Origin of the sequence: Mucilaginibacter sp. KACC 22773 (genome assembly GCF_028736215.1) — a bacterium.
GTDB lineage: Bacteria > Bacteroidota > Bacteroidia > Sphingobacteriales > Sphingobacteriaceae > Mucilaginibacter.
The window spans coordinates 3,936,160-3,956,620 of the sequence record NZ_CP117883.1 but is presented as its reverse complement, the minus strand read 5'-3'; the positions used below and the strand labels follow the sequence as shown (position 1 = coordinate 3,956,620).

The 20,461-nt window shown below is 42.4% G+C and carries 12 protein-coding genes and 1 tRNA gene; 9 read left to right on the top strand and 4 right to left on the bottom strand.

The genetic code is table 11. From position 1 onward, the window contains the following. Window positions 1–53: 53 nt before the first annotated feature. Window positions 54–830: an SDR family NAD(P)-dependent oxidoreductase gene (locus PQ469_RS16320; protein ID WP_274208629.1), complete on the bottom strand. Its 777-nt coding sequence runs from the start codon at window positions 828–830 to the stop codon at window positions 54–56. Window positions 831–1,065: 235 nt separating this feature from the next. Between PQ469_RS16320 and PQ469_RS16315 the strand changes: the two genes are divergently transcribed. Beyond that, window positions 1,066–2,241, top strand: coding sequence for a hypothetical protein (locus PQ469_RS16315; protein WP_274208628.1), 1,176 nt, complete (start codon window positions 1,066–1,068; stop codon window positions 2,239–2,241). A gap of 241 nt (window positions 2,242–2,482) precedes the next feature. Here PQ469_RS16315 and PQ469_RS16310 read toward each other — a convergent pair. Further along, window positions 2,483–2,555 (bottom strand) — tRNA-Gly (locus PQ469_RS16310). 696 nt (window positions 2,556–3,251) lie between these two features. On the opposite strand from PQ469_RS16310, the gene PQ469_RS16305 reads away from it, so the two are divergent. Continuing rightward, complete coding sequence (locus tag PQ469_RS16305) at window positions 3,252–6,299, top strand: SusC/RagA family TonB-linked outer membrane protein (RefSeq protein ID WP_274208627.1); 3,048 nt, start codon at window positions 3,252–3,254, stop codon at window positions 6,297–6,299. A 14-nt stretch (window positions 6,300–6,313) separates the two neighbouring features. After that, entirely contained in the window at window positions 6,314–7,987 is a 1,674-nt protein-coding gene (locus PQ469_RS16300) for a RagB/SusD family nutrient uptake outer membrane protein (protein WP_090652906.1), read from the top strand. Between the two features lie 236 nt (window positions 7,988–8,223). Here PQ469_RS16300 and katG read toward each other — a convergent pair whose 3' ends face one another. After that, a complete protein-coding gene (gene katG / locus PQ469_RS16295; protein ID WP_274208626.1) occupies window positions 8,224–10,500 on the bottom strand; it encodes a catalase/peroxidase HPI in 2,277 nt (758 codons plus the stop codon). A gap of 248 nt (window positions 10,501–10,748) precedes the next feature. On the opposite strand from katG, the gene PQ469_RS16290 reads away from it, so the two are divergent. Beyond that, complete coding sequence (locus tag PQ469_RS16290) at window positions 10,749–11,753, top strand: FAD:protein FMN transferase (RefSeq protein WP_274208625.1); 1,005 nt, start codon at window positions 10,749–10,751, stop codon at window positions 11,751–11,753. Window positions 11,754–11,765: 12 nt separating this feature from the next. Further along, on the top strand, window positions 11,766–12,965 hold the full coding sequence (locus PQ469_RS16285; protein WP_274208624.1) for a Gfo/Idh/MocA family protein: 1,200 nt from the start codon (window positions 11,766–11,768) through the stop codon (window positions 12,963–12,965). 30 nt (window positions 12,966–12,995) lie between these two features. Here the strand turns inward: PQ469_RS16285 and PQ469_RS16280 are convergent, their stop codons facing one another. Continuing rightward, window positions 12,996–13,202 carry a hypothetical protein gene (locus PQ469_RS16280; RefSeq protein ID WP_274208623.1) on the bottom strand — a complete coding sequence of 69 codons (207 nt, stop codon included), beginning with the start codon at window positions 13,200–13,202 and terminating at the stop codon, window positions 12,996–12,998. Between the two features lie 52 nt (window positions 13,203–13,254). On the opposite strand from PQ469_RS16280, the gene PQ469_RS16275 reads away from it, so the two are divergent. From PQ469_RS16275 to PQ469_RS16260, 4 genes are all read left to right on the top strand, one after another. Continuing rightward, complete coding sequence (locus PQ469_RS16275) at window positions 13,255–13,863, top strand: RNA polymerase sigma factor (protein WP_274208622.1); 609 nt, start codon at window positions 13,255–13,257, stop codon at window positions 13,861–13,863. Between the two features lie 100 nt (window positions 13,864–13,963). Then, window positions 13,964–15,148: a FecR family protein gene (locus PQ469_RS16270; RefSeq protein ID WP_274208621.1), complete on the top strand. Its 1,185-nt coding sequence runs from the start codon at window positions 13,964–13,966 to the stop codon at window positions 15,146–15,148. Between the two features lie 274 nt (window positions 15,149–15,422). Next, window positions 15,423–18,734: a SusC/RagA family TonB-linked outer membrane protein gene (locus PQ469_RS16265; protein WP_274208620.1), complete on the top strand. Its 3,312-nt coding sequence runs from the start codon at window positions 15,423–15,425 to the stop codon at window positions 18,732–18,734. Between the two features lie 17 nt (window positions 18,735–18,751). After that, window positions 18,752–20,461, top strand: a complete 1,710-nt coding sequence (locus PQ469_RS16260; protein ID WP_274208619.1) for a RagB/SusD family nutrient uptake outer membrane protein — start codon at window positions 18,752–18,754, stop codon at window positions 20,459–20,461.

Genomic DNA, 20,461 nt, shown 5'->3' with positions numbered 1-20,461 from the left:
CTATGCAAATGTAGATAAATTGTTTAATCAAACAAATTTTCCTGAAAATATTTTTATCGCTTATATAAACCGGCCGTTATACGCTCAATAAGGCGTTTGGGGCTGTGCCTGGCCGTTGCTGACGATAGCTTATTTAAAAAGCCGGGCACAATTTCGGCTTTGTTGGCAAACATACCGGCGATGCCTATAGCCGCTACATCATCAGGACTCATGTTAAATTTGGCTGCCAGTTCTGCTATGGCATCCATGCCCGCACGGTGCACAAAGTTGGTATCAGTAGGGCCCGGGCACAGGCAACTTACATGTACGGAAGTGTTCTTTAATTCATAGCGCAAGGCCCTGCTAAATGATAAAACAAATACTTTGGCAGCCGCATAAATAGCCATAGTAGGCACAGCCTGGTAGGCTGTGGTGCTGCTTACGTTAAGTATATAAGCTTGTTGCTGTAATTTTAAAAACGGGATAAAATAATGCGATAATTCGACAACGGCATCTATATTAACCCTCATCATGGCCATTTGACCTGGTAATGGCAGTTCATCAAAGTTACCCCATTGGCCGTAGCCCGCATTATTAACCAGTATAGATAGTGGTATAGATAAGCCGGTAAACCAGGCAGCTATATCTGCTGCCGCGCCCGCGTTTGATAAATCGGCCGCGTAATAGTGCACATCAACGTGACAGGCTGATGTGATAGCTACGGATAAAACATTTAATTCGGCCTCTGAGCGGGCAACAAGCAATAAATTATAACCTTTTTGTGCCAATAGCCAGGCTATCGACTTGCCAATACCTTTACTTGCGCCGGTTATTAAAGCATATTTTTTCATCCTGTAATTGTCATTTTAAAACCAAAGCCAAAAAACTCCGTAAGTTAAATAAATACTCTACTAAATTTGTAGACTATTTGAAATGTTATTACGTTTGTATCGGATATGAAAAACACGCCAACATGTTTTAATTTTTTAAGTTGTAGCAGCAGGTATTGTTGTTGCAGGTAAGCAAGCCGCATATACCGTTTACCAATAAATTACGTTAATACAATATCCATCTAAGCTCCTTTTCATGAATAGCCATCGAATAGCGCAATGTTTAAAAGCGTTTACCATTATAGGTTATCTTTTATATAGTTTACCCCTGCATGCCCAGTTGTCGGCCGCTGTGCATTATAAACCAATGCGGGCAGATACATCGGCAGATGTTATAACCGATTACGATGTTAAAAAAACATCCGTAATAATTAATAAAACAAGCGTACCGGCCGAAGGGAACATTAATTTCCTGGAGAATATGGAAACACATTTAAGCAGCCACCAGGAGCGAAAGGCACTGATGAGCTATTTGAAAGAATTTTCGACTGCGGGGAACGAAGTAAATTATAATAGGTCGAGGGTTAAGATATACTATAAACTGGCCAACGTATTTGCCCGGTTGCGCATGTATCCGCTTGCCATGAAATGCTTTTTTAAAACCATGCAGTATAAAAAAGAATCAAAAGTGCCATCCTTGCAAATAAGGCCTTTAGCTGATTCGATATCAGTAGATACATTGAGTGTTGATTCGGGCCTTAGCACCCGTTACCTGGCAATTAGTTCAAAAGACGATTCGTTATTTGTGAACGATCCAAAACCTTTGGCAATAAATGATAAAGCCGAAGAGAAGAGTAAGGCTGTTACCTATCAGCGTATTGTAAACACTTTTAACGATGGCAAAAAGGCGGTGGCTTATGCGCTGTTATTTCATGTAAAACAGCCGGTACCCGGTAGACCACGGATATTTAAGATAGTTAATACGGGTCATACTTTTATTACGCTTATAAAATACAATACCGATTCAACATCGGTTTCCATATCGTTTGGATTTTATCCTCAAAAAGACAACTTGTTTTCGGCCACGCCGCTTGATCCTTCCTGCTCGGGCACATTTAAAAACGATAACGGGCATAAATGGGACGAGGTGATGGGTAAGTTTATCTCCAAAAAAAGGTTTGATAAAATACTGCTGCTCACCAAAAGCTACGATGGGCTTGAATATCATCTATCTAAAAACAACTGTACCGATTTTGCAATTAAAGCCGCTTCATACGCAGGCATCGGCGTGGCCGATACAAAAGGCTCGTGGCCGCTGGGGCATGGGAACAATCCGGGCATAACCGGGCAAAGCATTATATCAGGCGGAGTTTATAATACCGAAGGTAAAGACAGCCTTTTTATTGATTTTGATGCCGCGCTGGGTAAATAAAAGATCTGTTGTTAATACAGTCCCAATTTTATTAACACATTGTTTTGCTCCTTTTTGCGCTTGATCCGTGTTATCCATTGTTAAGCGGAATGCATAAGGAAAACTCCGCGGATTAGTTCTTATAAAAAATCTGAAGATGTTACCGGGCGGTGAAAAACATTAGGTTTGATCTTATATTTTGCCCTTGAAACCGCGCGATCTCGGCGCAAAAAAAGCCCCTCTTTTTACAGAAGGGCTTTTGAGCGAAAGACGAGATTCGAACTCGCGACCCCGACCTTGGCAAGGTCGTGCTCTACCAACTGAGCTACTTTCGCGTTAGTATAGGCTCTCATTTATAACGAAACCCGATACGAAGGTATCAGGTTTGTGTTGCAAAGATACAGATTTAGATCGGTTTGTCAATAATCTGAGATTGCTATTTCTCTTAACTGCATAAAATCAAGGATTTAAAAAAAAATAGAGCGAGGGGTTATCGGATTATTCGGGCGTTGGGGTGCCAATTAAAGTATAGAATAATAAGAAGGCGAAACATAATATTAGATTATAAATATAGTAATGAAAAGCGTAAAACAAAATTATAAATGTATAATATACACTTTTTGTTGAATATCGTAATCGACCGAATGCTCCATGTAATTAGATGATGAATTAGGCTTTATAAAACTAAATGGCAATAAAAACAGGTAATTTATCAATAGAGCCTGAGAAAGTTAAATAGGTGTAATAATTGTACAAAACACAATAGTACGTAATCGTTTACGTAAATATTCTTATCGTAAATAAAAAATCTAACAAATAAAATATTCACTTTTATGATGGTAATATCAAATTACCACCATAACCAATTAACTATAAATAACCTTTTTGTTTTACTAATAACTATTTAATTATGAAGCTTATCCTCAAGATGGAAGTGGATGGTATTGACCCGTCGCCACCTTTTTTTTGCCGCAAACACCAATGTTTTAAACCAACAAACCAATTTATATGAACAAAAATTTACAAAAATCATGAGATTTAACCTAAAACGCAGCAAAGGCACGTGCAAGGCTTTGTTGTTGCTTTTATTGTCATTGACTTTAAATTTGCACAACACTTTTGCTCAACAAGGCACCAATGTTACGGGCCTGGTAACTGATAGCAAAGGGCTTAATATCCCGGGGGCTACCGTTAAGGTAAAAGGGACCCAAAAAGCCGTAGCAACAACAACTAACGGAACATTCAGTATCGCCGCAAATGCCGGAGATGTACTGTTAATTACATCAATTGGCTATAAAGCCCAGGAAGTGACTATCACCGGTGAAAAGCACTATAAAGTACAACTGGCTGAGGATAACACATCTTTAAAGGAGATAGTTGTAGTAGGCTATGGTACCAGCACACGAAAGGCACTTTCAAGCGCCGTAAGTACTGTTAAATCCGAAGACCTTAATAGAGGAGCCATTGCCGATGTGGGCCAATTGCTGCAGGGAAAAGTAGCTGGCTTGAATATCAGCGCCAGCGGCGACCCAAATAAGCCTGCGGCGGTGGTATTGCGTGGAGCCTCTACAATTAATAGCCCCGGTGCACCTTACTACGTGATAGACGGAATACCTGGCGGTGATATTGCCGGCATCGCGCCTAATGATATTGTTACTGTTGATGTGTTGAAAGATGCTGCCGCAACGGCAATTTATGGTAACAGGGCTGCCAACGGCGTAATTATGGTTACTACACGCCGCGGTAAAAAAGGCCAGTCGCAGGTAACTTATAGTGGGTATGTAGGGACCGAAAAGGTTAGTAATAATCTTGACCTGATGAACGCCGATCAGCTAAGGGCATATGTTGCTGCCAATAATAACGCTTTTTCGCCCAATGATGACAAAGGTGCCAATACCGATTGGATGAAAGCTATTGAACGCTCTACCGCTTTCTCACAAAACCACAATCTGTCGCTCAGTGGTGGAGGCGAACATAATACTTACAGCGCAAGCTTGAATTATTTTAAAAAACAGGGTATACTTACCGCAAGCTCACTTGAGCGCTTAATAGGCCGTTTAAATGTCGATCAGTATGCTTTGGGTGATAAGGTTAAATTTAGCCTCAACATATCTAACTCTGAAAGCAACTCAAATAACGAGCCGCTGCAAAATATCGTTTTATTACAAGCGGCAAAGCATATGCCTATATCGCCGGTTACTAATGCAGATGGTACTTATTTCGAAAACTTAAACACAACAGGGTATTTTAACCCGCTTGCAATGGTTAATAATGCCCAGGACAATACAAAGTATCACGTATTGATGGGTGGTTTTGTTACCGAAGTTAAATTACCTTTTGATTTGACGTACAATGTAAACCTATCATATCAAAGGACAACGGCTAACCACGGCGAGTTTTACGGCAGTTACTTCAGCAAATATCCAACGTCGAACTTTTATAACAATCCAGACCCGGGTATTGGTATCGCGCATACATTGATAGGGTCAATATTCGGAACAAACGGGTCGGCTTTGAGAAATGTTTATGAAAATACCTCTAAAACGTTGGAAACCTTTTTATCATGGAATAAAACATTTGGTTTTCATTCTGTTAACGCCGTTTTAGGTTACTCATACCAGCAGAATATTGTTGGCGACGGTTTCCAGGCTACAAGCACCAACTTCCCTATTGATAATATAGGCTATTTAAACCTTACTTTAGGCAATCCATATGCCATTTCTTCTTACCGGATAAACCTGGGGAATGATCTTACATACGCCAAAACATTAATGATCTCCGATTTCTTCAGGGTTAACTACAATTATAAAGAAAAGTATCTTTTGCAGGCGTCTATCAGGAGGGATGGCAGTTCTACATTCGGCGTTAATAACCGTTGGGGTTATTTTCCTTCAGTTGGTTTGGCATGGCGTATAACACAAGAAGATTTTATGAAAAACCAAGCATTGTTTGACGATTTGAAGCTACGCGCAAGCTATGGTATAACCGGTAATTCATTTGGTATTGGCGCTTACACATCACAGCTGTATTACGGAATCAGTGGCACTTACTACAATAATGGGGTACAGGCTGCGGCGTATGCCCCTGCACAGGGCACTAATCCTGATTTGAAGTGGGAGCGTACTGCTACGAAAAACATTGGTCTCGATTTTTCCATTCTTCATAATAAAGTTTCAGGCTCAGTTGAGGTGTATGATAAAAATACTACCAACATGCTGTACAAATATGCAGTATCATCTTCGCTTGTACCAGGCGGCCAGATATGGGCAAATGGAGGCAGTATCAATAACAAGGGTATCGAGGTTAGTTTGAATGCCACACCGATTTCAACGCAAAAATTCAGCTGGTCGAGCAGTGCAACCGTAACCTTTAATAAAAATAAGATAACGAGTTTGAAAAACCCTTACGCAAATGGCGATTCAATCCGTTATTCTGACCCCGAAGGCCCGGGACAAACCAACGCTACATTGCAAATTCTTAAAGTAGGATATCCGGTAGGAGAGTTCTTTTCACTGAAATATGCCGGTAAAGATGCTAACGGTGCCTCGCTGTTTTATAAAAAAGATGGCACAACAACTACTTCGCCTTCAATAGGAACAGATTATTTTTATTTAGGAAGCCCGCAGCCTAAAGTAATATTAGGATGGAACAATACTTTCAGGTATCAGAATTTTGATCTAAATATCTTTTTAAGAGGTACCTTGGGTAACAAAATTTTCAATGCTACCCGTGCCGATCTATCTTATACCGCGGGTGCTACTACCAATAATATTTTGGTTAGCGCAGGAGGCGATAAAATATCCGATACCAAAAACTCCTATTATTCAGACCGGTACATTGAAAGTGGTTCATATGTTCGTTTAGATAATGCTACACTTGGTTATAACTTCAAAAATGTGGTAAAATATGTAAACAACATACGTGTGTATGTTTCAGGAAATAACCTGGCCACAATTACCGGGTATAAAGGTATCGATCCTGAGATCAATCAGGGAGGCATCGCGCCGGGTATAGATTATAATAATTTCTACCCTAAAACGCGCACGCTGTTATTTGGTGTTAACGTATCATTTCAATAATAGAATTAAAGGACATGAAAAAAATATTTTTTGGAATACTTAGCCTCTCAATCGGGGTGATGTTATTCTCGGCATGCCATAAATTGGATGTTCCGGCTTCTTCGGAACTTACGCCTGATGCATATCCACATACCGAAGCACAATTTAGTTCAGCATCGGGCCCTGTTTATATTGCATTGAGGAGTGATTTCGCTGTATCGTACTGGTTTACACAAAGCTGTTCGACTGACGAAGCGGTTCTGGCTACTTTCGGCTCGGATTGGATAGACGGTAATAAATACCTCGAACTGCACCGCCATACATGGACTAAGGATAATGCGTGGGTGAACTCAACATGGGCATATCTTACCAATATGATTGGTATCGCTAACCAAACCATTTCGGTATTTAAATCAGCACCCGCAGGTAGTACTAAAAATACCAGTATTGCCGAATTGAAAACCATGCGTGCGTTGGCCTATTACATGATGATGGACCTGTATGGCAATGTTCCGCTCGATACGCTGTATGGATCGACCGCAGTTAAAACAAACGCTACCCGTTCCCAGGTATTTACCTACGTAGAAAGCGAGCTTAAGGCTTCTATCCCTTATTTGAAGTCGACCACCGGAACAGCTACATATGGAAAACCAACAACGTTTCTTGCTTACTCCATACTGGCAAAAATGTATTTGAACGCAGAAGTTTACACAGGTACTCAACGCTACAACGATTGTATAGCAGCTTGTGACCAGGTTATCAATTCGGGGCTGTATAGTATAGAACCGATGGCAACTTATCTCCAGATGTTTTATCCAACCAATGGGCCAAGTACCAAGGAGTTTATTTTCGCTATTCCATATGATGCTTCCACATCCAATGGCTATATGTTTTATGGCCGTTATGACTTGAACCGCAACCTCGGCATCAGGTACCTTTATTCGGGCTCTACGCCGGGAGGTATTACTGATCCTGTGATGAACCAAAGTACAGGCAGTGGTTTAGTAAATAATAAGCCGAGTGGCCCGCGAATGACTACAAGCGAATTTTACGCCAATTTTAACGACGCTAATGACATCCGCAATAAGCAATGGCTTACAGGTTTGCAATACTGGACAGATGGTAACCCTATTATGGTGAGCACAACCAATGTAGGATATGATCAGTTTTACTCTGGTTCAACTCCGGCAGGCAGCTATGTTTATCAATTAAACCTTACGCCGCTTACTCCTAACTCATCACGTTTGGGTTCAGGTTCTTTTGACCTGGGTAAAGACGAAATAGCATGGAACACAGGGTACCGGAACATTAAATTTTATCCTGACTATACCAACACCATCAGCAGAAACCAGAATAATGATGTGCCGGTTTTCCGTTACTCAGATATTATCCTGATGAAAGCCGAGGCAATTTTGCGTGGTGGCACACCAACTTTGGGTGCTACTGCATTATCGTTGGTTAACACGTTAAGAGCTAACCGTACTACATCGGCTGCTTTAACAAGTCTTACTCTTGATGACATGTACAGCGAACGTTGCCGGGAGTTTACATGGGAAACATGGCACCGCAATGATATGATACGGTTCGGCAAGTTTGAAAATACCTATGGCTTAGGAAAAACAAATACAGATACCTACAGGCGCATCTTTCCGATACCTACGGTAGCTATACAAACAAACAATAAGCTGGTGCAAAATCCTGGTTATTAACTACTTGATTAAACTTTAGAAAGAGGCTGGATCAATATGATCAGCCTCTTTTTTTATTCATTCAAGTTGGCATTGTCCCCATGTTGCAAAGTGGGGTTGAGTTTTCTCAATATAAATCAACAACAAAGGCACCATGATCCGGTGCCTTTGTTGTTATAACACGATAAAATTGGGGCCATTTACTTAATCTTTCGTAACACATCAAGGAGAATGAACCCCCAGTGGCCGGTAATTACCTAAACACTTAAATCAAATCTGTCCAGGTTCATCACTTTGGCCCATGCGGCTACAAAATCGTTTACAAACCTGTCCGTGGCGTCGGAGCTTCCATACACTTCGGCCACAGCCCTCAATTCTGAGTTTGAACCAAAGACAAGGTCTGCTCGGGTTGCTGTCCATTTTACTTCTCCGGTGACGCGATTACTACCTACATAAACTTCCCTGTCAGTAGAGGCAGCTTTCCAGGCCGTGCCCATATCAAGTAGGTTTACAAAGAAATCGTTGCTGAGTACACCAGGACGCGAAGTGAAAACACCATGTTTGGAGCCATCAAAATTGGTGTTCAATACCCGCAACCCGCCAACAAGCACTGTTAACTCGGGTGCTGTTAGGGTAAGTAATTGCGCTTTATCTATTAATAATTCTTCGGTAGATACTGGTACTTTTGATGTGCGATAGTTGCGGAACCCATCGGCAGCAGGTTCCAGGTAACCGAATGATTCTACATCAGTTTGCTCCTGCGAGGCATCCATACGGCCGGGGGTAAAAGGAACGGTGATGACATGTCCTGCATCTTGAGCCGCTTTTTCAACAGCTGCATTGCCGGCCAGTACGATCAAATCGGCCAGCGAAACTTTTTTACCATCGGCCTGTGCCGCATTAAACTCTTTTTGAATACTTTCAAGTATGTTCAATACGTTTTGCAATTGTATCGGATTATTCGCCTGCCAGTATTTTTGCGGGGCAAGGCGAATGCGGGCACCATTGGCGCCGCCGCGTTTATCGGAGCCGCGGAAAGTTGACGCCGAGGCCCATGCCGTAGAAACCAGTTCAGATACGCTTAACCCCGATTCCAATATTTTAGCTTTCAAGGCGGCGATATCACTTTCGGCTATCAGTGCATGGTTAACTGCAGGGATAGGGTCCTGCCAAAGCAATTGTTCCTGCGGCACCTCTGGCCCCAGGTAGCGGGCGATAGGGCCCATGTCGCGGTGCGTTAATTTAAACCATGCGCGGGCAAAAGCATCAGCAAATGCATCCGGGTTTTCTAAAAAGCGTCTTGATATTTTTTCATAAGCCGGGTCGAACCTTAAAGCGAGGTCGGTAGTAAGCATTGCAGGCTTATGTTTTTTTGCGCTGTCATAGGCATCCGGAATAATGGTCTCATCAGTTTTAGCAACCCATTGTTGCGCGCCGCCGGGGCTTTTTGTAAGTTCCCATTCAAAGCCAAACAGGTTTTCAAAGAAATTATTACTCCATTGGGTTGGTGTTTTGGTCCAGGTTACTTCCAATCCGCTGGTAATTGTATCCGCGCCCTTGCCGGCTCCATAACTATTGCTCCAGCCAAAGCCCTGCGTTTCGATGCCGGCAGCTTCGGGTTCTTTGCCTACATGATCGGGAGTTGCAGCGCCATGGGTTTTGCCAAAGCTATGGCCACCGGCTATTAATGCAACTGTTTCCTCATCGTCCATCGCCATACGTCCAAAAGTATCACGAATATCTTTGGCTGCCATCACCGGATCAGGATTGCCGTCTGGTCCTTCGGGGTTCACATAAATGAGCCCCATTTGTACAGCTGCCAATGGTTTTTCCAGGTTACGGGAATGAACGTCACCATCAGCATCATCTTCAGACACCAATACGCCGTGCCCATCAACACCAGGCGAACCATGTGCATAACGCAAATCGCCACCCAGCCAGGTGGTTTCAGAACCCCAATATACAGATTCGTCTGCCTCCCATACATCTTCACGTCCGCCGGCAAAGCCAAAGGTTTTAAAACCCATTGATTCCAGTGCCACGTTACCGGTAAGTATCATCAGGTCGGCCCATGAAATTTTGCGGCCATATTTTTGTTTAATGGGCCAAAGCAGCCTGCGGGCTTTGTCAAGGCTTACATTATCCGGCCAGCTGTTAAGCGGGGCAAAGCGTTGCAGCCCTGCGCCGGCGCCTCCGCGTCCGTCGCCCACACGGTAGGTTCCGGCACTGTGCCATGCCATGCGTATAAATAAACCACCGTAATGACCAAAATCTGCCGGCCACCAGTCTTGCGAGTCGGTCATGAGGGCATAAAGGTCTTTTTTTACTGCTGCAAGGTCAAGGCTTTTAAAAGCCTCGGCATAATTAAAATCTTCGCCCATCGGGTTTGATAAAGAAGAGTGCTGACGCAGGATATTCAGTTTTAGCTGATTAGGCCACCAGTCGCGGTTCCGGGTGCCGCCACCGCCAACATTGTGCTTCATACTGCCGTTGTGAAACGGACATTTACTAATGTCATTTGATTCTCTTTCCATAGTTATAAGTTTATGTATTGAACGTCTGCACCTATCAATTATGCAGCAGTATAAAAGTAGGATATTGAGGTTAACAATCCCAATCGATTAATTCTATCTTTAATAGTTAAAAGCTATTGGATATGGCATATTTGCGGGACGCCAATATATATTGTAGAGATTAAAGGTATAGATGTTCGCTTTTTTGAAGCTTATTTTAGGCGGGGAAGTGAAAAATCCATTGATTTCTTACATTTGACTATCTGACTATGAAAAAGAATTTATTGCCCGGCGCGGTTTTTTTGGTGTTGTTGTTCTGCGCTTTCGGGCGGCAGGTGCCATTACGCCGTTTCGAACTGAAGGGTTATGCACAGGGCACTACCTATAGTATCGTGTATTACGCAACCGACAGTTTGGTAAGCCTAAACCAAACCGACAGCCTGTTGCAATGGTTCGACCGTTCTGTTTCCCTTTATCAACCCAATTCGCTCATTTGCCGGTTTAACCGTTCGGGAAAAGGTATCCGGATTGATGAAACTTTCAGGATGCTCATCAATCATGCCCTGCAGATCAGCCGCGCTACGGGAGGGCTGGTAGATCCAACTGTAAAGCCCCTGGTTGACGCCTGGGGATTTGGTGTGGTAAAAGCCACACATGAACCTGATAAGGAAGAAGTAGAAAGCTTGCTACGCAATGTAGGAGCCGGTAAGATAGCTTTGAAGGGTAATTTTTTGCATAAGACTAATCCCAGTGTACAATTGGACCTTAACGGTATCGCTCAGGGCTATTCGGTTGATTTGCTGGCATTGCTGTTGGAGCACCACCACATTCACAACTACCTTGTTGAGTTGGGGGGCGAACTGCGCGTAAAAGGCCACAAAGCCGATAACGAACCATTTAAAGTAGGCATCGAAGGTATTAGCGGTGACGACCTTGACCCGGCCCCCATGCGTAAAGTGATCGAACCCGGAGATGGCGCCATCACTACCTCCGGCAATTACCGGAAACATCACGCGGCCGGCGGCAAACAGATTTCGCACCTGATGAACCCGCTTACAGGTTACCCTGTGCAAAACGAGATGATTAGCGTTACTGTGTATGCTAAAGATGCCATAACTGCGGACGGTTATGATAATGGTTTTATGGCGATGGGGCTGAAACGGACCCTGAGTTTTTTATCGAAACGGAAGGATATGGGGGCTTATATTGTGTACCGGAGGCCTGATGGCCTTATTGCTGATACGGCTACCACTTTTTTTAACAAATATCAATAACAAACTGAAAAGATGGAGAGAAGAACTTTCTTGAAAAATACCGGCATACTCACTGGTGGACTATTTCTTGACAATAAGCTGAGCGCCTTGCAGATGGGAGACGATCCGGTGAAGATAGGGGTGATCGGTTGTGGCGATCGCGGCACCGGGATTATGAACATCCTTAATGGGATGCCTGATAAGTTCCGCGTTACCTCAATCTGTGATGTGCTTGATTTCAGGCTGGCCACGGCACAAAAGCTGAGCAAATCGGGTGCCGTAAAAACTTATACAGATTATCACCAGCTATTGGATGATAAAGAAGTGGAAGCGGTTATTGTAGCTGTGCCGTTGCATCTACATTATCCGATAGGGGCGGATGTAATCCGTTCGGGCAGGCATTTATACCTGGAAAAAACGATGACCTATACCATTGAACAGGCGCTTGATTTGGTGGGCCTGGTGAAGGGCCGGGATAACCAGGTATTGCAGGTAGGCCACCAATACCGATATTCCCCCTTATATTACCGGGTTAAAGAGATGATTAATAAAGGTTATCTTGGGAAGGTAACGCAGGTGGATTGCCGTTGGGACCGCAACGGCAACTGGCGCCGCCCGGTTCCTAATCCGGCCCTGGAACGGGCAATCAACTGGCGGATGTACAAAGAATATTCGGGCGGGCTGGCGGCCGAATTGCTTTCGCACCAGATAGATTTTATTAACTGGGTTTTTGATACCCATCCGCAGGAGTTTTTTGCAACGGGTGGGATAGATGTTTTTAAAGACGGCCGTGAAACTTATGATAACGTTCAGCTGATGTTACGTTACCCGGACCAGGGCCTGATTGGAAATTTCGGCGCGATGTGCGGTAATGCGCATGACGGGTATCTTTTTAAGATCAAAGGTACCCTGGGCACGGTTTCCCTGCTGACCGATCAGGGGATGTTTTACCCGGAGAAAAAGTTGTTGAGCGATAAAGGAACAATTGACGGCGTAACAGGAGCTACCCGCATTGTATGGAACAAGGAAGGAGGGACGCCCATTTTGCCCGAGCCAACCAAAGATGGTACTTGGTACGCGTTCAACGATTTTTATCAAAAGATCCGGCATAAGGAACTTCCCGACAGTAATGTATTTACCGGCGCCCGAACCGCGATCAGCGTACACCTGGCAAATCAGGCTTTATATAGTAAAACGATCTGTAGCTGGGATAAGGCATACAAGATTGGTTGAAAAATTGCTTGATATTGTACAAATCTCAAACTATTTCCTGGCCGATTTGCGCTTGGTTGCCGATTTGGGTTTATAAATCCCATTCTTGCGTATTGGAGCCGATGAGGGATTTTTAAAGTTATAAAGCAGATTATTAATAACGAACAATATAAAAACCGGACCGGCAGAAACCACATAAAGTAAAGCAACCCATAATAATTTAGCCAAAGTGTTGTATTCCTGAAATAATTTACACATTTGTGTGTTAATGCGTAAATTTAAATACCAGTTATATTAAACAACCAACATTTTGCAAGCTAAGCCATTATATGATCCACAGCACATACGCGACCGGGTAGCGCTGGGTGATGAGCAAGCTTTTGCTTTGTTTTTTAATTACCATTGGCCACAAGTTTATGGCACAGGGTTAAGGTTGACTAAATCGCCCGAAAAGGCACAGGATTTGGCGCAGGATATTTTTATTAAGCTTTGGGAAAATAAACACAAGCTAACCGAAGTAAAGGAAGAAGATGCCTACGTGTACATTTTGTCGCGTAATGTTATTCTTGATTTCCTGCGGAAAAAAGTTTTCGATACCGAAAATATAGAGGCCCTGATTGATTATTTTGAAGATAGCACCATTAACCCGCAAGAGAAACTGGAATACAGCGAATTGGAAAATATCCTTAAATCGGCCATTGATCAGTTACCCGGAAAAGTAAAAGATGTATTTGTGCTGAGCCGCGTTGATGGCCTTACCCACGAGCAAATTGCCAAACAACTGAATATCTCGGTAGTATCTTCCAAAACTTATGTAGTGCGGGCTTTGCAGGATATCCGCAAATTTATGGCCTTACATACAGACAATAATGCCATAATTTTGGCCGCCGGAATGATTTTGTACGGCATACAAAAATAAAAAATAAATTTCTTGTCTTACCCTTCCGCTCTTTTCCGTCTTTAGTATCAGAATGCCCTGATTAATGCATGCCGCAAGGGGTACTTCATATGCCAATAAGATGAACGAAGAAAGATTTAAAACCTTATTTGAACAATATCTGAACGATAGTATTCTGTCTGACGAACTTTTGGAGTTACAGGAAGCCATCCAGGACGAACGCTATGAGGCACTGTTAGATGATTTACTTAAAAACGCATTTAAAGAAAGTGCTTTTGCCGATGTAAATGAAGAAGCGCGGCAAACGGTTTTTAGCGCCATTAAATCCAGGATAAGCCATCAGGAAGATGCCGGACAAAAAAACAAGGGCAACAAGCGCCTAATTCCTTACCGATGGTTATCGGGGGTGGCTGCTTTGGTATTTGTTGCTTTGGGTACGGGGTGGTTTTTTGTGCGTAACCACCATAGCCGGCAAAAAGAGAATACTTATGCCCATATTATTAAACCAGGTGTCAACAAAGCCACATTAACGCTTGCAAACGGAAAGAAAATAGTTCTGACGGACGATCTCCATGGTCAGCTGGCCAGTGAAGCTGGAGTTAAAATAAGTAAGACGAAGCAGGGCGAAATTATTTACACCGTTGCGGCAGATGGCGGCAGCGATGAGCGGTCGCTACAATATAACACCTTAACCACAAAAAAAAGTGAACAATTCCAGGTAATACTGCCTGATGGCTCTCATGTTTGGCTGGATGCGGTCTCTTCGCTAAAATATCCCTTAACCTTTAAAGGAAATGAACGTAAAGTAGAGTTGACCGGACAAGGTTATTTTGAAGTGAGCCACAATGCGACTATGCCTTTTATTGTAAAAACAACCAAAACCGAAGTACAGGTACTGGGTACACATTTTAATATTTCGGCTTATGACGATGATCAAATTGACAAGACAACTTTACTTGAAGGCTCAGTAAGAGTAAGAAGCAATGGTGTAACTGCTTTATTGATGCCCGGTGACCAGGCAATTTCGGATAAAAGGGGTCATCTCACTGTAACCAAAATAGATGTTGATCAGGAGATTGCCTGGAAAAACGGATTATTCGACTTCAGGAGGGCGGGAATTGAAGAAATTATGATTAAGGCTTCGCGCTGGTATGATATTAATGTTAAGTATGAGGGGAAAATTCCTGACACGAAGCTTATTGGGAAGGTTTCACGTAATGTAGACATTTCGGGCTTATTGGAAATATTACAATTTGAAGGAATTAAACTACGCGTTGAAGGAAAAAACGTGATTGTTACAAATTAAAAAAAACGGTCTGTGAGAAGTCGGCCGTCAATATAATCAACCAATTATTCACTTAAAAAAAATCATGAAGAGAGAAGTACAAAAAAAAACCTAAAAGAAGTATCCGTTAATATGATGTCGCCGGTCCAAAGATCAAATGGGGGGGTATCATCTATGCAAACAAGTTTTTGGAAAAAAAACCGGGAAGTGCGCCAACACTACCCCGGCTTAACCGGGTGCGAAATCATCAGAAGTAGCAAATTAAATCTAAAGTTCAACCCTAATTATCAAAATTATGAAATTAAAATTAAAGTACGCAAAAGCGTCCTGGCGTGCTTTGTCCAAGTTTTTACTTATTATGAAGTTATCGATTATTATCCTGATCATGGGCCTTACCCAGGTAAGCGCTAAAAGTTATGGTCAACTGATAAATCTTCACGAAAAGAACGTGTCGGTTCATAAAATACTTGGCATCATCGAAAGCCAAACCGGGTATCATTTTATATATGATGACAATCTTGATGCGCTGCTTAAGGAAAAAACAGTAAACATCAATGTAGAAAAACTGTCAATTACAGAGGTATTAAACTTATGTCTCGATGGTATCCCTGTTAGCTATCAGATCATCCAGAATACAATTGCTTTAAAAGGAAATGAGCCGCCAAAAAATAAAAAAACGGCTGTTATAATCCCCAAAATAAGTGGGACCGTAACAGATGAAAGCGGAAAGCCGCTCTCCGGTGCAAATGTCACAAATAAAAACACCAATACCACCGTAGCTACCGATACCAACGGCATGTTCTCAATTAATGCCTCTGAGGGGGACGTATTAGTAATAAGTTTTATTGGATACCTGCGTACAGAATATAAAATAACCCAGGCGGTCATAGCTTCTCCTGCTGATAAAAACTCAAGGCTTGTTATCAAACTTCAGCAAATGAATGCTTCCCTGGATGATGTAGTGGTGGTAGCAGTTGGTTACGGAACGTTAGATAAAAAAGAGGTTACCAGTGCTATAACCCACCTTTCTTCTAAAGATTTGAATTTAGTTGCCGGCAATGGCGTGCTGAATTCCATCCAGGGAAAGGTGGCAGGTTTAAGTATCACCAATACAGCACCGGCTGATCCTAATTCAGGCCCAAGTGTTCAGCTTCGCGGCGTTTCTTCGCGCAGTGCCGGAACGGGGCCCTTATATGTAATCAACGGTATTCCCGGAGGCAACATTGATAATCTGAACCAAAATGACATTGAATCAATTGACGTGCTTAAGGGAGGAGCCGCGTCTGCTATTTATGGAACCCGTGGTAGTAATGGCGTCATCATTATTACTACAAAAAAAGGCACCAGTCAGTCTAAGGCTTTATATGATGGCTATTTCAGCGCCGATATACCTACCAACGAAATCAAAGTGCTGACGCGCGATCAATTTTTAGAACACAACAGAGGAGTTGACTATGGCGGTAATACAGATTGGGTTCGTGCCGTAAGACGGGACTTTGGCTATCAGCAAAAACATACTTTACAGTTTTCAGGAACCAGCGGAAGAAATAACTACAATGTATCTTTTGATTACCGGAATGCCGATGGGCTTGACCTGCGTTCGACAAAAAAAGAATACGGCGCCAGAATTAACTTAAACCATACTTCAGCCGATGGATTGTATTCAATATCTGCAAATGTTGCACCAAGGCGTCTTAACTATAACAATGCAAGCTATAGTGCTTTTAGTCAGGGACTGACATTGAACCCAACAATTCCTATTAAGGATACGGCCAATTCTTCCAGATATTATTATATCAATACAGGGTTTCCCGGATCATACAATTCAGTAGAAGAATTGAAAACGGTATTAAGCGGCGGGGAAGGCAAATATTTGGATTGGAGCACATCGTTTAAACTGAATGCATCAAAAAATCTGTATACGCAGGTTACTGTGGGCCAGCAAACATATGATTTCTTTAACTTTTACTTTCTGCCATCTTATAATACGGCCGCTGTTTACGGAAATTCAGGCCAAAATGTCGGAAGCAGGGCCTACAATGAAAGCGATCAGAGAAGCCTTGAATGGATTGCCAATTACTCATTAAATGTTAAAAAGCATTCATTCAAGCTGCTTGGCGGATATTCTTACTTTTATTCCGTTAACTCCGGGCTAAGCGCCTCTAACCAAAATTTTCCATCGGATGTATTAACCTATAACAACCTTGGATCAGGTGTTTCCAATTACCCGGTTAATGCAAGCGGTTCAACGAGTCTTGGCTCTTATAAAAATGACGCAACGTTAATTGCTTTTTTTGGACGATTAAATTATGATTTCGACAAGAGGATCTACCTTTCGGCAAGCCTTCGCCATGAGGGATCATCAAAGTTTGGATTCGATAATAAATGGGGCAATTTCCCTGCAGGCTCGGTTGGCTGGATAATCTCAAATGAGCAATTTTTCCCTGTTCTATCATGGCTTAATGAATTAAAAGTTCGTGCTGATTATGGCGTGACCGGTAACCAGGACTTTGCCAGTTACCTTTCATTAGATACTTACTCGGGTTATGGGCACGCTTCATATAACGGTATTCAATACCAGGTATGGGGCCCAAGTCAGAATACAAATTATAAGTTAAAATGGGAAACAGCACACAATTTTAATGTCGGGTTAGATTTTGAGTTATTCAACAGTAAAATATCGGGTAGTTTGAACTATTATATCCGAAAAACTAATGATTTGTTAGGTTATTATTTTGTCCAAACTCCGCCGAATATACAGGGAACCACCTTTGCCAATGTGGGGAGTATGTCAAATTCTGGATTGGAAATTCAGCTGAAAGGTACGCCTGTCAGAGATAAAAATTTCGTATGGAATGTTTCTTTTGCAGGCGCAAGTAATAAAAACAAATTCGATTCCTTTTCAAATAATATCTACCACGGGCAAAGTTATATAGATATGGTTTACATGCCATCTCCCGGCTCGCCCGGTTCTGCCCAGCGTTTGCAGGAAGGAAAAAGTATAGGCAGTTTCTACATGCTGCGTTCTGCAGGTATTGATGCTACCGGAAGATTAATGGTTTATAATAAAGACGGAAAAATCATTCCAGGAAATACGGCAACAATTGCAGACAAGCAATTTGTTGGCACCGGCTTGCCTAAAATAACTGCAAGTATGGGGAATACCTTTACCTATAAAAATCTCGATTTAAGCGTGTTTTTAAGAGGGTCTTTTGGCTATAAGCTGTTTAACACAAAGGCTTTTTATGCCGGCACTCCGGTTACGCAGAACGGTTCCAATGTATTGGCCTCAGCATATGATGGTGGCAAATATGCTGCCCTTACTAATCCCGAGACTTATTCAACCTTATCGGATTACTTTTTGGAAAAAGGAGATTTTGTCAAGATTGACAATGTTACTTTGGGGTATAATCTCAAGCCCCATATCAAACACATTGATGGCCTGAGAATCTATTTCACAGGCAGAAACCTGTATACATTTACTAAATATACCGGAGGCGACCCAGAATCAATCGATGTAAACGGACTTACACCAGGTATCAACTCCTCCTTATCGTATTACCCGTCTACACTACAACTTATTGCCGGGGTCCAACTTAAATTCTAAAAACCAAATCTGAAAAAATGACACTAATTCATAAATACAGGGTAAAAATAGCAATTAGCTGTTTTATTCTATTTTCCTTTGGTTGTACCAAGCTTAATGAAAACTTGTATGACCGCATTACATCATCAAATTTTTTGCAAACAAAAGATGATGTTATCAGAGACTTTTTGCGGGCCTTCGATCATGGTTATTGGTCGGTGCAGGGGGGAGGATTGTTTTACGGGCAGGAATTATCTACCGATGAGTTGATGACACCTAACAGGGATGGTGACTGGTTTGATGGAGGGATATACCAACGCATACACTATCATACCTGGAATACGCAGGATTCTTTCACAACCGATATGTGGAACGGCTTGTTTGCCGGAGTGAGTATGGCAACCAACTCATTGCAGGATATTGAAGCGATAGATCCCATAAAGTTCAACATGACACAAGCTGAGAAAGCCGACTTCATTGCAGAATTAAGGACGTTGAGGGCTTGGTTTAATTTACGGGCACTTGATTTATACCGTAATATTCCTATTGTCACGGCAGTAAAAGGCGAAACCACTATGCCTGCGCAGTCTACACCTCAGGAAACATTCAATTTTATTGAAAAGGAACTTTTGGAATCCATGCCGGATCTGCCAACCAGCCAATCTTTAGGCACTAACGGAATCGGTCGTTTAACAAAAGGTGCAGCAGCTTCATTATTGGTACGGCTGTATTTAAATGCCAAAGTTTACATAGGCCAGGATAAATTTACAGAATGCGCCACGCTTTGTCAGGATATTATTGCCGGAAAGTACGGTAATTATTCCTTAGAGAGCAGATGGGATGCGCCGTTTGATTATAACAATGCGCAGAGTCCCGAAGTTATTTTTGGCTTTCCTTCTACATTTGCAAATACCCACTATCACTATTCTACCGAGATGTACTGGTTTATGGCCCCGCACCAGGCATATAATCTTTTTGGATTTACCAATTGGGGAAATATGAATACCAGGTTTGCATTACAACCAGGAAGGGATATTGACAGTGTGGAATACTCATTTAACCTGGGTAAGCCTTTTGTGAAATTTCAAAAATATCCTGATGATTTTCGCTTAAAAAAATATAAAAACCTGGGCAACAGTAAACGCCAGGGAATGTTTTTGTATGGCTATTTGCCTTATTACAGCGACTCTGCTAAGTTGGTGAAAAGCAACAGGGGATATACCATTTTTGCCCGTGATCAGGTGGGCTGGTTCAGAGATTTGCCACCGGGACAAGTATTGGCCGATAAGGAATCAGGCATGAATCACGCTGATGATAACTCAGGAATCTGGCCGGCGAAATATCCCATTTACCCGACAGGCGATCCAAATACTATTGCATCATCTTTTGTTGAAATACGGTTGGCCGAAATATACTATTCTTTAGCGGAATGTAAATATCGGGCTGGGGATAAAGCTGGCGCCGGGACCCTGTTAAACGCTGTTCGTAAGCGTAATTATCCTGTCGGCTCACCAAGTTTATATAATACAAATGGCAGCCAGCTCACCGATCAGGAAATGCTGGATGAATGGGGACGGGAATTTTTGGTAGAAGGCAGGCGTCGTACTGATATGATACGCTGGGGTGTGTTTAATACCGGAACCTGGTGGGATAAAAGGCCCGACGGTGATGATCACACCAGGATTTATCCAATCGGCCAGGTAGTAATGAGTGTATCTCCGCAGATGAAGCAGAATCCAGGCTATTAA

Coding starts and splice junctions, on each gene's coding strand:
- PQ469_RS16320 (WP_274208629.1), bottom strand. CDS start 830: ATGAAAAAATATGCTTTAATAACCGGCGCAAGTAAAGGTATTGGCAAG.
- PQ469_RS16315 (WP_274208628.1), top strand. CDS start 1,066: ATGAATAGCCATCGAATAGCGCAATGTTTAAAAGCGTTTACCATTATA.
- PQ469_RS16305 (WP_274208627.1), top strand. CDS start 3,252: ATGAGATTTAACCTAAAACGCAGCAAAGGCACGTGCAAGGCTTTGTTG.
- PQ469_RS16300 (WP_090652906.1), top strand. CDS start 6,314: ATGAAAAAAATATTTTTTGGAATACTTAGCCTCTCAATCGGGGTGATG.
- katG (WP_274208626.1), bottom strand. CDS start 10,500: ATGGAAAGAGAATCAAATGACATTAGTAAATGTCCGTTTCACAACGGC.
- PQ469_RS16290 (WP_274208625.1), top strand. CDS start 10,749: ATGAAAAAGAATTTATTGCCCGGCGCGGTTTTTTTGGTGTTGTTGTTC.
- PQ469_RS16285 (WP_274208624.1), top strand. CDS start 11,766: ATGGAGAGAAGAACTTTCTTGAAAAATACCGGCATACTCACTGGTGGA.
- PQ469_RS16280 (WP_274208623.1), bottom strand. CDS start 13,202: ATGTGTAAATTATTTCAGGAATACAACACTTTGGCTAAATTATTATGG.
- PQ469_RS16270 (WP_274208621.1), top strand. CDS start 13,964: ATGAACGAAGAAAGATTTAAAACCTTATTTGAACAATATCTGAACGAT.
- PQ469_RS16265 (WP_274208620.1), top strand. CDS start 15,423: ATGAAATTAAAATTAAAGTACGCAAAAGCGTCCTGGCGTGCTTTGTCC.
- PQ469_RS16260 (WP_274208619.1), top strand. CDS start 18,752: ATGACACTAATTCATAAATACAGGGTAAAAATAGCAATTAGCTGTTTT.